The following is a 13,574-nucleotide window of genomic DNA, read 5'->3' as shown; positions in this document are numbered from 1 at the left end:
GTCAAGCTGTGCGGCATAGTCCGCCCCATGTTCAAAAGAATAAGGCTTCATCATCATCTCTCCCATTCCATTTGCAACTAGAGAAATCGTAACAAGAACAGAAGCAAGCGTCAACAAAAGGTCTGATAATTCTAAGAAATGCGGAAGCGCCTTGGTCAGCCCCGACAAGCGCTGCCCGCCTAAAAGCGCCACATCGTGTGGCAGGCGGGTTTGCACGTCCTTTGCCATAGAGGGCCTGACAGTGAAGTCGTTCTTTGACTTCATTGGCAGGACCGAAATAGAAATGTATAGCCGACTGTCCAGAAACGCAGAAACTGGAGACTCCGACAAAGAAGCGCTTTTTGCTTCTGCCGGCGGAGTTGAAGTTTCGGAGTTTCTAGGAGGCGAAAAGACGAGCGGCTCGAGCGGCTCAAAGCTAACGCTTCTCGCAAGATACTCGCAGAAGCTCTCTCAGTGATGAAAACAGGCTAGGCGCTGGAGCTAGACAATTCTCGAAGTCGAAATTTATACTTTTCAGTCTCAAAAAAACTGCCCACATCCATTATAAATTTAGAATCCCGATTCGTCACTTAACATAAGTGGATTTTCAGTTTCTAACTTATAACAGATATGGACAGAATCACGCCTTATAGATTTGAGTTTTGAAGTCTATTCATATGGTTCTTTGCAGACTTCAGAGTGTTGTACATCAACATGGCGATGGTCATTGGACCAACTCCCCCAGGTACAGGAGTGATATACCCGGCTTTTTCTTTGACTTCAACATAGGCCACATCACCACATAGCTTGCCATGATCATCGCGGTTCATGCCAACATCGATAATCACAGCTCCTGGCTTGATATGGTCAGCGGTAATCAAGCCTGCTTTTCCAACTGCTGCTATCACTACATCTGCCTGTTTCGTATGTTCTTTTAAGTCTTTTGTCCTTGAATGGCAATATGTAACCGTTGCATTTTCATTTAAGAAGAGTTGGCCTGCCGGCTTGCCGACAATATTGCTCCTGCCTACGACAACTACATGCTTCCCCGCAAGGTCAATCCCTATCTCCTTCATCATCACCATTACACCATATGGCGTGCACGGTAAAAAAGCATCCTGGCCAGTCATCATCCGACCAATATTGATTGGATGGAAGCCATCAACATCTTTTTCTGGGGAAATAGCTTCAATCAGATTTTTTTCATTGATGTGATCTGGAAGCGGAAGCTGAACCAAAATGCCGTGAATCTCTTCATCACCGTTGAGTTCGTATATTTTTCCCAATAGTTCCTGTTCAGTTATGGAGACAGGGTATTCAATCAGAACATTATGCATACCAAGTTCTCGTGCAGTTTTTTGCTTACTGTTGACATAGGTTCTTGATGCCTGGTTATCACCGACAAGTATCACAGCCAGGCCCGGAGTTACTCCCTGGTTCTTCAGCTCCTTGACCTGGTCGGCGACTTCAAGTTTCTTCTTTTTAGCAATTTCTTTTCCATCAATAATACTAGCAGCCATACTTTCTCCCCCTATGTGATCAGGGAAGGTCCAACCTGCCTGCTTCCAATGGTTTTAGGAAATGCTCTGCTTTACTTTTGACAGAACACCATTAATAAATCGGCTTGATTGGTCATCCCCATATAATTTAGCAATTTCGATCGCTTCATCAAGAACGACATTCATCGGTACGTCTTCGTTGCAATACTTTAATTCGTATACGGCTAGGCGCAGAAGATTCCGGTCAACAGCTGCAATTCTGTCGAGCGACCATTTCTCTAGATACGTCTTGATCTCTTCATCGATTTCCTGCTGATGCTCGACCGTACCGTTCACAAGCTTGTTCAGGTAATCATCCCCGGCTTCTTCTTCAAGCACATGTTCAATCGCGTCTGAAACTTCCACCTTGCTTATATCAATCTGGAATAAGGCTTGTAATGCCTTTTCTCGTGCTGTTCTTCTTTTCATTGAATTCCTTAGCTCCTTTATGGCTTGTCTGATTCTAACAAAATAATAGCATATCATATCTCTTTACGCATGGTTTCCTATTATTTTTCACTTTTTAGAAAAAAGTTAATCAAAACAAGCGGAAATATCTCTTAGTCGCTAAGAATTTATGAGTAAATTAGAACAGCACTAGCAACTTTAACACCACGATTAGTTCAATATCCTCCAATAAGTAGTGATTTCTGCTGTGGGATTGGGTATCGCCCTTATACGGAGATACTTCAGACAACTTTCACTCTGCAACACGGTATTTTGTCCGAACCTTGGGCTACTTCAGACAACTTTTCCTCCAAGACACGGTATTTTGTCTGAACATGGGGCTACTTCGGACAATTTTTCCGCTACAGCACAAGGTTTTGTCCGAACCCCAGCCTACTTTGGCCTACTTCCTCTAAAGCTTTTACTTCGGACTACAATATCCTGAGCACCGAAAGATTGACGCTTCCAGGAGCAATTCCTCCTGACCTACAAAAAAAACCAAAGGCATGCATAATTATGCCTTTGGTTCGGTGGTTAAACTTCTTGTTCGACTTCAGGTTCTACTTTTTGGTTTTCGAACTGGACGCCGACTACATGGATATTTACTTCAGTTGCATCGAGTGCAGTCATGTTCAATAATGCCTGACGGATGTTATCCTGGATTTTTTGGGCAACCACAGGAATGGAAACGCCAAACTTCATGACACAATATACGTCAACCTTGATTCCTTCTTCGACAAGCTCGACCTTTACACCTTTGCCGTGATTTTTCTTGCCAAGTCTTTCAACTACTCCAGCCGCGAAGCTGCCGCGCATTTGCGTGACACCTTCTACTTCGGATGCAGCGATGCTTGCAATGACTTCAATTACTTCAGGTGCAATTTCCACTTTCCCTAAGCCGTTCTCATCATGGCTCATTTCAAGTAAATGTTGCTGTTCACTCATGGCTAGACCTCCTATTATTCTTCTGTCATAAGATCATGCATTTCTAAAAATTTCGTATTGAACTGCCCTTCCACGAATTTCTCATGGTTCAGCAGCTTGAGATGGAACGGGATGGTTGTGTGGATGCCTTCAACCACAAACTCACCAAGCGCTCTCTTCATGCGGTCAATCGCTTCTTCCCTGCTGCTTCCATAAGTAATGACCTTCGCAATCATTGAATCATAGTAAGGCGGGATCGTATAACCAGGATATGCCGCTGAGTCTATTCTAACACCAAATCCGCCTGGAGGGAGATACATTTTGATTTTGCCCGCTGATGGCATGAAGTTTTTTGCAGGATTTTCTGCGTTGATGCGGCATTCAATCGCCCATCCATTGAACTCTACGTCTTCCTGCTTAAGGTTCAGCCTTTCACCTGAGGCAATCTTGATCTGTTCTTTGATCAAATCGACACCTGTTACCATTTCAGTTACAGGATGTTCAACCTGTATCCGCGTATTCATCTCCATGAAATAAAATTTACGATTGCGATAATCATAAATAAATTCTACCGTGCCGGCTCCAGTATAATCAACTGCTTTTGCCGCTTTGACTGCAGCAGCGCCCATTTCAGCCCTGATTTCTCCGTCAAGCGCAGGTGAAGGTGTTTCCTCAAGAAGCTTTTGAAGGCGCCTCTGGATTGAACAATCACGCTCGCCAAGATGAATGGTATGTCCATAGTTATCTGCAAGCACCTGGATTTCGACATGGCGGAAATCTTCGATATATTTTTCAATATAAACACCTGGGTTTCCGAATGCTGTCATCGCTTCCTGCTGGGTGATATTGATCCCTTTGATCATTTCCTGTTCCGTCCTGGCAACACGAATTCCTTTTCCTCCGCCTCCAGCTGTCGCTTTAATGATGACAGGATAACCAATGTCGTTAGCAAGGCTGACAGCATCTTCTGTGCTCTCAATGATTCCCTGTGATCCTGGAACGATTGGAACATTCGCCTCTTTCATTGTTTCCCTTGCGACATCTTTAGTCCCCATTTTTTGGATTGCTTCAGGAGATGGTCCGACGAAAATGATGTTGCACTCTCTGCAAAGCTCAGCGAAGTCTGCATTTTCAGCAAGGAAACCATATCCAGGGTGGATGGCGTCACAACCAGTCAATTTCGCTACGCTGATAATATTCGTGAAATTCAAATAGCTGTCTTTTGAAGCTTTCGGACCAATACAATATGCTTCATCAGCAAGCTGTACATGAAGTGATTCTTTGTCTGCTTCGGAATACACAGCTACGGATTCGACTCCCAATTCCCTGCAGGCACGGATGACCCTGACTGCGATTTCTCCTCTATTGGCTATCAGTAATTTTTTTATCATCAATATCGCTCCTTATTCGGGCTTGACCAGGAATAAAGCTTGGCCGTATTCAACCAGCTGGCCGTCTTTAACAAGAACTTCAACGATTTCCCCATTCACTTCTGCTTCGATTTCGTTGAAGAGCTTCATGGCTTCTACTATGCATACAATCGAATCTTTGCTGACCTTTGAGCCTGCTTTTACATATGCATCTGCTTCAGGAGAAGAAGATTGATAGAAAGTCCCAACCATTGGTGAAACGATCTTATGTAAATTGGAAGTATCCTGGGCTTCTTCCTGCTTCACTTCCTGCACTGCTGCCGCTTCGACCTTAGGCTCAGTGCGTGGAGCTTCCTGAACTGCCGGTACTGGCTGTGGAGCAGGTGCTGGTGCAGCTGGCTGAACGTTCTCAACTACAGATTTGACTGCTCCATGCTTCTTCATTTTGATTTTTGATCCTTCATATTCATATGAAAATTCGTCAATGCTTGATTGGTCCACTAATTTGATTAACTCTCTGATTTCTTGTACTTTTAACATCTTAGGCACCCCTTGTCCATTTCATAATTAAGACTAGATACTAACACTATACGATAATACCATGTAAAAATTCAATATGAAACGCTGTTTCTTGTCTTCCTTCTCTATTTTAATGTTTTCTGAAAAAAAAGTGAATTCATACGACAGGAATCCCGAAATTTCTAGCGAATATAACATTAGTTTGAAATTTAGAGGAGAATACAATCGATGAAAAGTATTGAAGAAATTAAGAGAGATGATTTGGAAAGAAAAAATTCTTTAATCGTCAAAGCCACTTTGGTGTCTGTTATTTTGGCGACAGTTGTTGATATTGCAATGCAGAAGGAACTTGCAGTGATTCTTTCAATCATAGTTGGAGGTGGAGCCGGGGTCGGAGTTGTCGCAATGCTCCACTATACCAAAAAGCTAACGAATTTCATCCCTTATCTTTCCGTTGTTATAGTTTCCGCTGTGCTGTTTTTAATTATGGAAACTAGCGTTTCACCTACTGCCTATACCCTTCTTTATTTTATCCTTGCTGCCGCAGCAATCTATATGGACAGGAAATTACTGATTCTGGCTTCCGGTCTCGGGTTTGTAATTATTACGGCATTCACACTGATGCATAACCACGAGCTGCCTTTGGAAACGAAAAACTATGTAACCATTTATCTATTGTATATGCTGGTCACAGTCATGCTTGGCTTCCAGTTTTCCATCTCCAAAAAGCTCGCTCAAACGATAGAGTCAGCACAGCAGGAAACAGAGAGTCTGTTGATTAAAGATTTAGAGACACGCAAAGTAATCGAAAGCAATACAAGGAGCATTGCAAAGCTGATTGATGATGTTAGATTCAAGAGCAAGGAAAATTATCAATCTTCCATTGAAATGACCCAGTCTGTGACAGAGATATCAGCAGGGATCAATATCCAGTCGGATTCAGTCGTGGACATTACCCAATCTCTTGAAAATACAAATCAGGTCATCGCCAGGACATCAGCGCTTGTCAAAAAGCTGCATCAGGATGCAGTGGCTGCCGAAAAGGTCTCAGATAAAGGCGATGAGCTAATGTCCAGCCTTATTTCAGAATTGACAGCTTCCTATGAAAATATGCAGAATGTCAATACACACATCTTGTCTCTTTCTGCGCTGATCAAGGAAACAACCAGCTTTGCATCGGATATACAGGGAATTGCTTCCCAAACTAATTTGCTGGCACTGAACGCATCTATTGAGGCAGCTCGTGCAGGAGACAGTGGCAAAGGATTTGCCGTCGTTGCCGAAGAAGTAAGAAAGCTTGCTGATATCACAAGTAATACAGCCACGCAAATTACCGAAAACTTAAAAAGCGTCATGAGTGATACTTCTAAAACAAAAGAAGGCGTAAACATGACGGCTGAAAAACTTACACAAAACCTTGAATTAGCTGCAGAGACCATGGAGGCATTTGAAACAATACACCAAACTTTCAAAGTTTTGAAGAGTGATATTTCTGAGCAGGAGGGGCTGACAAAAACCATCTTGGATTCCTCGGTGGCAATCGAAAGTTCCATTACTGGCTTCAGTTCCGTCATCCAGCAGGCAAGCGCCGCGTTGGAGGAAATCTCAGCAGCAGCTATTTCGCAGAGTGAACATCATGAACATTTATTTAAATCCGTTGAAGCAGCACATCAATCTCTAGACAACTTAATTAAGCTCCAGCAAAAATAAAGGGAAGGCCATAGCCTTCCCTTTTACTTGTTTTTCTCTTATTTTACAGGCTCAAATTGTACAGCGACTGGCTGTAATGAGCCAAGCTCTGTGCGTACCATCTGAATGATTTCGTTAGCAGCAGATGCTGAATGCTCCTGAGCCTTCACTGTAATTCTGACATTCTCTCCGTCCGCACGTACAAGTGCATCTTCATAGCCCATTGATTTGATTAAAGTTTCCAGTACGCCTTCCTTTTGAGCTACTTCATCAAGCTCGTTCATCTTTTCAATCGCATCGCTGCGGTCTTGAGCCGGCAGATCAGTGGAAGCCACGATGGCCTGAAGGTCTTCCTTCATTTTAGTACGCTGTTCTTCGAGCTTCATGCGAAGTGCCTCGAACTTTTCATCGCTTGCGATGCCAGAGATGACTGTCTTACCATCTTTTGATTCAGTTGCTGCCGTCTCTTTATCTTCAGCCTTTTGCTCTTCAACACCAGCCAGATCCGCTGTTTGCTGTTCAGGTGAAGTGATGTAATACACCGACAGCACCACTACAAGACTTAACATTGTCAATAACCAAACTGTTTGCTTTTTCAATAACATCTATTATTCCCCCTTAGATTTTTTAGGCATGACTGCCACCCGGTGGTTTGGTACATCCAAAGCCCTGGTGACGGCCTCGATAATCCATTTTTTCACTTGTATATTTTCGGCACCCTTGGCTACGACGACGACACCTCTGATTTCCGGCTTCTTTGTCTCCAGAACGATAGGAACCTCTTTTTCACCATTGCGGATGATGACCAGCTGCTCATCCTGTGAAGCGTCCTGGACCTTGCGTTTGCCGCCTTCACGATCGGTTTCATCCGTCGTCTGGGACTGGATGACCGTGTTCTTCTCCAGAACCTTTTTTTCAGTGGCATCTACGTTTACGAAGACTGTGACATCCCCGACGCCATTTATTCCTTCGAGCACTTCTGTCAGCTGAGCTTCATAAGCCTCTTCATAATCAGAAATGATGTCATTGCCTGCCGATTTCTTTTGCCCGAACACGGCAGCATCCTCTTCAGCCCCTGCCTCCTTCGTGGCTGTAACCGCCATATCAGGATTTTTGTCTCCCACGATATTGCCTATGAGCATGATCGCTGCCCCGAAAAGTACGACAATCATTAAGTATTGGTATTTTCCAGATTTCTTCTCTGGCGGTCCGTCTTTGCTGCTCAATTGCCTCTTAAGCCAGCTTAAAGGACCTTTCTCATTGTCCATGCTCGTCACTCCCCCCTTCTATCATTATTTGAATAGACTTTTCAGGAACATTCCATTTCTCTGACAGAAGAGAAGATATTTGATCTGTATTCTGAGAGGTTTGTTTTGATGGAAGGGGTGCATTCGTATCAATTTCTACTTCTCTTACTACTGCCACAGTCTCTCCCTCATCTTCGGCTTTTTTCACATGCACGATGACATACTCCAGGTTCTCAGGGAAAGGCCGCTGATCCTGATCATTTACTTCAAGCTCGATATTAGCAATCTCCATTCCTTGCTGCTCCATCAACTCCTCCTCTGCGGCTGTTTTCAATTGGACAGCCATTGTTTCTAAAATATATGCATGCTGGGATGCTTGTATTTCTTTTTTCTGAAATTCTATTGAATTTTTTATATTTTCATCCTCCAAACTATTGAATTGGCCCATTGAAGCGATCGCTGATTCAAAGTCTGAAGTAAACAGTTTCATGACCGGGAACAGGATGATGGCGATCAAAATCAACCCGGTGACAATTTTCGTATATTTCTGGAAGCTGGAATTAGGCAGCAGCATGTCAAGGACAGTCGCCAGGAGAATGAAGATAATAATATTGGTAATCCACTCTTTAATAAAATCCATTTATTCTCCCCCCTTACCTCACCATCATCGTTAGATTTCCAGCGGCAATAATGACCGTGATTGTCAGGAAAAACATCAAGGAAACAATCCCCAGTGCAGCAAAAACATAGATGATACTTTTGCTGATAATATCGAGACAAGTTATCACCGGGCCGCCACCCAATGGCTGTAGAATCGCGGCCGCAAATTTATATATGAATGCTACCATCAGTATTTTAACAGCCGGAAAAGCAGCGATAATCAGCAGGATGGCCACCCCCGCCAGACCGACTGTATTCTTAAGCAGCATCGAAGCGCTGATGACTGTATCCGTCGCATCCGTGAACACACGTCCGATTACCGGAACAAAATTGCCTGTAATGAATTTAGCCGTCTTGACAGTGACCCCATCTGTCACCGCTGAGGAGGCCCCCTGGACGGAAATGACACCCAGAAATACGGTCAGTAAAATTCCAAGCAGCCCGACACTCCAGTTCCGGAGCATACTGGCCAACTGTGTGACCTTGTAATGCTCTGACAGGACGCTGACTATACTCAGAAGTGTCGAAAGAAATAAGAGCGGCAGCACGACATACTGGATGAACATGCCGCTGGTGTTCATCATAAATAGAATGACTGGATGGAAAAAAGCTGCCGATATCAGGCCCCCGGATGTTGCCATCAGGGCCAGGAGCAGCGGGATCAAAGCAAGAATGAATTGAATCATTGTACTTATCGTGTCATTTGTGTAATCAACCACAACATGGAAACTGTTGAGCGCAATAATAATGAGGACCATGAACACAATAGAATAGGCAACCTTACTGATCGTGCTTTTTTCAAAGGAATTTTGCAGAGCTTGAAGAAACATGCTGAATACGGTGAGCAATATCAGCGAACCTAATAATTTTCCATTGACGATAAACTCATGGAATGCAAAGTTCAGTATGCCTTTGAACCATTGCTTCAGTGAAAATTTCTTTTCACCGCTGATAAAATCATATAGACTGCCTTTCTGGCTTTCAGGTAAATAGCCATCATATTTGTTGATGATATCCTCCCAGAACCCTTTGAGTTCATCAATATTCAAGTCCTCAAGCTGGGCTCCGGCGATTTTATCCGGATTGATCAATGCGCTGGTTTCCTCTTCGTCACCAGCAGCTTGTACACCCGGAATGAAAAAAAATAGCTGGATCAATATAATGCCAAGTATGAACTGCAAACGCTGCTTCAACTATAGTCACCTCTTTAAGAAAAGGCTCGCGATCAGCCCGGAATCAAGCGAATGATTGTTTCGATCATTACAGTGAGAATCGGAATGGCCATGGCCAGAATAAGAATTTTTCCGCCCAATTCTATTTTTGAAGCAATAGCCCCCTGGCCTGCATCTTTTGTGATTTGGGCCGCGAATTCGGCAATATAGGCGATTCCGATGATTTTCAGGATGGTTTCCACATAAACGAGATTTACTTTTGCATTAGCCGCCAGCTTCTGGATCATCGATATGATCTGGTAGATTTGATCAACGAGAAAGAGGAAAATAGCTGAACCCGTGAACACAATCAGCAAGAAAGCAAAGTTTGGCTTTTGTTCCTTGACAATCAGGGCCAGGAAAGTCGCGATCAGTGCTACACCTGTTATTTGAAGGATTTCAATGGCAAAGCCCTCCCTTACCCTTGAAATAGGAAAACAGATTTAATTTTTTGAAAGAGATCGTCGACAATCGAAGCGACCATGAAAAGGATGTAGATGAACCCAAACAAGGTTACCCACTGCGCATATTCCTTCTTTCCCACCTGATCGAGAATAGTGTGTAAAAATGCAACGACAATGCCTACACCTGCGATTTTAAAAATAATATCCACTTCAAGACCCATCTTGTCCTCCTCCTAAACGCTATATCAGTAAGATGATTAACAATAAGCCAGATAAAAAGCCGATACTTTTCACCATTTTTTCGTATTTCATTTGTTTTTCGCAGGCATCTGCTTCTTCTCTTTCCAGATGGGAGATCGTCAGCAGGATTTGTTTTTGCTGTGAATGACGGTCATGCCTGCCGAGCGTCTCACCAAATTGCTTCATGATTTCAAACTCTCCCTGTTTGAAGGCTGTCAGTTTCCAGACTTCTTTCAAGCTTTCTTCCCATGCGGCTTTCACCGTTGTATCGGATTCTGTCAGCTTTTTGGAAAAAGCTTCAAAAAACCAGGATAAAGGCTTAGACATCTGAGCTGCGAGCTTTCTCGAGGCATCATGCAGCGGTGTGTGACCATACATGATTTCTGCCTCCAAAGATTGCAATGCCGACTTCAGGAGCCGAAGCTGTCTTGGGCGCTCGCTAAGATGCCTTGATGCTTCGAAACCTGTCCATGTCGTGGCCAGGATAATTAAAATAGCGCCAATTATTTTTATCATTTATGTCACTCTCACTTTTTGGCGAATTTCTTTGCCGCTTGCTTCCCTGATCGAGGTGATTGTTCCCGGGCCAGAAATTCTTCCGAGCTCCACAAATCTATCAAATATCCCCATCTCCAGAATCGGTTTCAAAGTTGGCCTTTTTTGGATATCCTCTAGCGAATCTCCATGGGTTGTCATGATTAATTTTATTCCTGCATTAACGGCTTCAAGAATTGCCTCTCCGTCTTCTTTGCGGCCAATCTCATCAACGACCAGCACATCGGGGCTCATTGAGCGGATCATCATCATCATCCCCTCGGCCTTAGGGCAAGAATCCAGGATATCTACTCGCGGTCCAAATGTAAGTTGAGGTACCCCTTTTACACAACCTGCTATTTCGGATCTCTCATCCACAATGCCAGCTTTTAGAGGAAGCAATTTTTTATCGGGAATCCCGCTTGAAATCATCCTCGCTATATCCCTGAGCAATGTGGTCTTTCCTGTCTGGGGCGGTCCGATTATCATCGTGTGCTTCCAGCCGTTCTGGTAAATATATGGAAGCAACGGCTCTGCAATCCCGATTTTTTCCCTGGCTATCCTCAGATTAAAGGAGGAGATATCCCTGATTGCTTTTACAAAGCCATTTTCAAGGATTACCTTTCCTGCAAGACCGACACGATGACCACCGGCAATGGTGATATAGCCACGCTTTAATTCTTCCTCCAAGGTATACATAGAAAAATGCCCTAGCTTGTTCAACAGCTGGACAGCATCCTCCGGCGGAATGATATACGGCAAGAATTGTGGCTTTCCTCTTACCGTTATTTCAAGCGGACGGTTAATCCGTATCCGCACTTCTTCCATCCCATCTTTGTCATTAGGAGGCACTGCATCCAGCAATTCCGCAATTCGTTTCGGCAAAAAAGATAAGATATCGTCCATCATCGATCCTCCTGACATACGCTTACTTAATATGTATGCCTGCTTGGCCACTTTATGACCGGCAGATTCACGAATGGTTGAAAGTGAGACTTTGTTGAGTGTTTGATCAAATACGATAATCAGATATTTTGTGGATAGCTTTGTGCTGCATAGCCAATAGGGAAATAATATGGCACTTAAACGAAAAAAATAGTATCGAAAGGAGTTGATAAATATGAATGAGGATCACCAAAAGTTTCAGAAAGTCCAGAGAGACGACCGGGCTTCCTACCTTGGAGGCGGCAGAATTCCAAAGGAATCACCGATGACAGACACTAAATATAACAACAAGAATGACACTGACAAAGCACCTGGAGCCGGCGAGTAAATTCTTTCTGTTCCTTTTATCCATTCCATGCTTTTTTCTATGACCGTTATTTGTTTTTCAATAACAACATAGAAATAGGTAATAGAAAAAGTAGTGTGGAGGGATGATGGATGGTTAATGGAATGTATACTGGCTACCGTAGTAACAGTAACGGAAATGGAAAGAAGATCACTGTTAGTGGAGAAGGTTCTGTGTTCGCTGCGCCAAATAGGGCGACAGCAACGGTTGGCGTTCGGACGGAAAATCAAAACCTGCAAACTGCCCAAGCTGAAAATGCCGAAAAATCTAATGGGATGTTAGCAGCCTTACAGAACCTTGGGATTGCAAAGGATGATATGAAAACGGCCGATTTCCGGATCGACCCAATCTACACCTACGAAGACGGCAAGCAGTTTTTTCAAGGATATCGCGTCACACATCTGTACAGTATCACGATCAGGAATCTTGCACAGGCAGGCTTGATCATCGATACCGCTGTGGAAAATGGCGCAAACGAGATTATGAACATACAATTTTCAGTTGCAGAACCTCAGGAATTGTACAATCGGGCACTATCAATGGCAGTGGTTGATTCATACAACAAAGCCCAAACTGTTGCTCGGACCTTAGGTATCCAAACCGCCATTTCCCCTCTCACGATTACCGAAGAAACCCAGAAAGGTTCACCTGGCCCCTTCCTTGTTGCTTCATTAGATACAAGCAGCGGGAGCGGGACGCCGATTGAACCAGGACAACTGGAAATCAAAGCTACAGTTACTGGAACATATATTGGTTAATGAATCTACCTAAAGTCAGGCGAATTGCCTGGCTTTTTTCTGGTATAAAGGTTTAAGCAAAAATGCAAACCTCAACTGACACAATTTGTCTATATCTACTTGAATATATTTAAGTTAAAATACCTCTATATGTATTTATTAAGGAGAGATCATCATGAAGAAATTATTTGCGGCATTTATGTTAATATTGTTGATTACCGGCTGTTCGGGCGGCGGTTCCTATACTGATGTTTCAGTCGATGAGGCAAAAGAATTGATAGATAGTGGAGAAGTACAAGTTTTAGATGTGCGTACTCCAGATGAATTCGCAGCAGGACATATTCCAGGAGCGAAATTAGTACCATTGCAAGTCATTGAGAGCATGCTTTCCGAGCTGGATAAAGACCAAAAATACTTGGTCGTCTGCCGCAGCGGCAACCGCTCTACGCAGGCTAGCGGAATCCTCGTTGAAAATGGCTTCAAAAATATCTACAATATGACCGGCGGTATGAATGAATGGAAATTTGAGATTGAGCAATAAGAAAGACGCAAGCTATTTGATTAACTATGACAAGCACAGCAATTAAGCATCTTGGTACTCTGAGATGCTTTTTCCATATAAAAAGACCTGCTTTTCAGCAGGTCAGGCTGTCGAGAAACTCTCGACAGCCTTTATTTTTATCATTTAACTTCATCAATTCACCGCGTTAATTTGTTATAATATAACTAATAATACCTAGGATGGTGGATTGGATGTTCAAACCGAAAAGAGAATCACAAAATG

At 43.4% G+C, this 13,574-nt stretch carries 19 protein-coding genes; 5 read left to right on the top strand and 14 right to left on the bottom strand.

The annotated features are described in order from the left end of the window. Positions 1-228: hypothetical protein (locus tag ACH0QE_RS08650; protein WP_415800299.1), on the bottom strand; the 228-nt coding region annotated here is incomplete at its 3' end. A 13-nt stretch (positions 229-241) separates the two neighbouring features. Here ACH0QE_RS08650 and ACH0QE_RS08645 point away from each other — a divergent pair. Further along, positions 242-457: a hypothetical protein gene (locus tag ACH0QE_RS08645; protein ID WP_415800297.1), complete on the top strand. Its 216-nt coding sequence runs from the start codon at positions 242-244 to the stop codon at positions 455-457. A 169-nt stretch (positions 458-626) separates the two neighbouring features. On the opposite strand, the gene folD is transcribed toward ACH0QE_RS08645, so the two are convergent. The 5 genes from folD to accB form a co-directional block, all read right to left on the bottom strand. After that, positions 627-1,499 carry a bifunctional methylenetetrahydrofolate dehydrogenase/methenyltetrahydrofolate cyclohydrolase FolD gene (gene folD / locus ACH0QE_RS08640; protein ID WP_415800296.1) on the bottom strand — a complete coding sequence of 291 codons (873 nt, stop codon included), beginning with the start codon at positions 1,497-1,499 and terminating at the stop codon, positions 627-629. 54 nt (positions 1,500-1,553) lie between these two features. Beyond that, entirely contained in the window at positions 1,554-1,946 is a 393-nt protein-coding gene (nusB, locus tag ACH0QE_RS08635) for a transcription antitermination factor NusB (protein WP_415800295.1), read from the bottom strand. 552 nt (positions 1,947-2,498) lie between these two features. Continuing rightward, positions 2,499-2,909, bottom strand: a complete 411-nt coding sequence (locus ACH0QE_RS08630) for an Asp23/Gls24 family envelope stress response protein (protein WP_415800294.1) — start codon at positions 2,907-2,909, stop codon at positions 2,499-2,501. 14 nt (positions 2,910-2,923) lie between these two features. Then, positions 2,924-4,279 carry an acetyl-CoA carboxylase biotin carboxylase subunit gene (gene accC / locus ACH0QE_RS08625; protein WP_415800292.1) on the bottom strand — a complete coding sequence of 452 codons (1,356 nt, stop codon included), beginning with the start codon at positions 4,277-4,279 and terminating at the stop codon, positions 2,924-2,926. Positions 4,280-4,291: 12 nt separating this feature from the next. Then, positions 4,292-4,798 (bottom strand): acetyl-CoA carboxylase biotin carboxyl carrier protein, encoded by a 507-nt coding sequence (gene accB, locus ACH0QE_RS08620; protein WP_415800291.1) that lies wholly within the window; start codon positions 4,796-4,798, stop codon positions 4,292-4,294. 207 nt (positions 4,799-5,005) lie between these two features. On the opposite strand from accB, the gene ACH0QE_RS08615 reads away from it, so the two are divergent. Then, positions 5,006-6,487 carry a methyl-accepting chemotaxis protein gene (locus tag ACH0QE_RS08615; RefSeq protein ID WP_415800290.1) on the top strand — a complete coding sequence of 494 codons (1,482 nt, stop codon included), beginning with the start codon at positions 5,006-5,008 and terminating at the stop codon, positions 6,485-6,487. A 38-nt stretch (positions 6,488-6,525) separates the two neighbouring features. Here the strand turns inward: ACH0QE_RS08615 and ACH0QE_RS08610 are convergent, their stop codons facing one another. From ACH0QE_RS08610 to spoIIIAA, 8 genes are read right to left on the bottom strand one after another with little or no spacing between them, the layout of a single operon-like run. Continuing rightward, positions 6,526-7,071: a SpoIIIAH-like family protein gene (locus ACH0QE_RS08610; protein ID WP_415800289.1), complete on the bottom strand. Its 546-nt coding sequence runs from the start codon at positions 7,069-7,071 to the stop codon at positions 6,526-6,528. Positions 7,072-7,074: 3 nt separating this feature from the next. Beyond that, on the bottom strand, positions 7,075-7,734 hold the full coding sequence (gene spoIIIAG, locus ACH0QE_RS08605) for a stage III sporulation protein AG (protein WP_415800288.1): 660 nt from the start codon (positions 7,732-7,734) through the stop codon (positions 7,075-7,077). After that, entirely contained in the window at positions 7,724-8,353 is a 630-nt protein-coding gene (gene spoIIIAF / locus ACH0QE_RS08600) for a stage III sporulation protein AF (RefSeq protein ID WP_415800287.1), read from the bottom strand. Before spoIIIAF ends, spoIIIAG begins: the two co-directional genes overlap by 11 nt. A gap of 13 nt (positions 8,354-8,366) precedes the next feature. Further along, positions 8,367-9,566 carry a stage III sporulation protein AE gene (gene spoIIIAE / locus ACH0QE_RS08595; RefSeq protein ID WP_415800286.1) on the bottom strand — a complete coding sequence of 400 codons (1,200 nt, stop codon included), beginning with the start codon at positions 9,564-9,566 and terminating at the stop codon, positions 8,367-8,369. Between the two features lie 32 nt (positions 9,567-9,598). After that, positions 9,599-9,988 carry a stage III sporulation protein AD gene (spoIIIAD, locus tag ACH0QE_RS08590; protein ID WP_173401223.1) on the bottom strand — a complete coding sequence of 130 codons (390 nt, stop codon included), beginning with the start codon at positions 9,986-9,988 and terminating at the stop codon, positions 9,599-9,601. Between the two features lie 14 nt (positions 9,989-10,002). Further along, positions 10,003-10,209 carry a stage III sporulation protein AC gene (spoIIIAC, locus tag ACH0QE_RS08585; RefSeq protein ID WP_009794945.1) on the bottom strand — a complete coding sequence of 69 codons (207 nt, stop codon included), beginning with the start codon at positions 10,207-10,209 and terminating at the stop codon, positions 10,003-10,005. 19 nt (positions 10,210-10,228) lie between these two features. Then, positions 10,229-10,744: a stage III sporulation protein SpoIIIAB gene (gene spoIIIAB, locus ACH0QE_RS08580; protein WP_023627369.1), complete on the bottom strand. Its 516-nt coding sequence runs from the start codon at positions 10,742-10,744 to the stop codon at positions 10,229-10,231. Next, positions 10,745-11,668, bottom strand: a complete 924-nt coding sequence (gene spoIIIAA, locus ACH0QE_RS08575) for a stage III sporulation protein AA (protein ID WP_415800300.1) — start codon at positions 11,666-11,668, stop codon at positions 10,745-10,747. A 214-nt stretch (positions 11,669-11,882) separates the two neighbouring features. Here spoIIIAA and ACH0QE_RS08570 point away from each other — a divergent pair, with 214 nt between their 5' ends. From ACH0QE_RS08570 to ACH0QE_RS08560, 3 genes are all read left to right on the top strand, one after another. After that, positions 11,883-12,035, top strand: coding sequence for a hypothetical protein (locus ACH0QE_RS08570; protein ID WP_415800285.1), 153 nt, complete (start codon positions 11,883-11,885; stop codon positions 12,033-12,035). A gap of 110 nt (positions 12,036-12,145) precedes the next feature. Further along, on the top strand, positions 12,146-12,811 hold the full coding sequence (locus ACH0QE_RS08565) for an SIMPL domain-containing protein (protein WP_415800284.1): 666 nt from the start codon (positions 12,146-12,148) through the stop codon (positions 12,809-12,811). Positions 12,812-12,965: 154 nt separating this feature from the next. Then, positions 12,966-13,331: a rhodanese-like domain-containing protein gene (locus ACH0QE_RS08560; protein ID WP_415800283.1), complete on the top strand. Its 366-nt coding sequence runs from the start codon at positions 12,966-12,968 to the stop codon at positions 13,329-13,331. Positions 13,332-13,574 lie beyond the last annotated feature (243 nt).

Source organism: Mesobacillus sp. (assembly GCF_047739415.1).
Lineage (GTDB): Bacteria > Bacillota > Bacilli > Bacillales > Cytobacillaceae > Mesobacillus.
The sequence above is the reverse complement of the archived record's forward strand: the minus strand, read 5'-3'. Positions and strand labels throughout refer to the sequence as shown.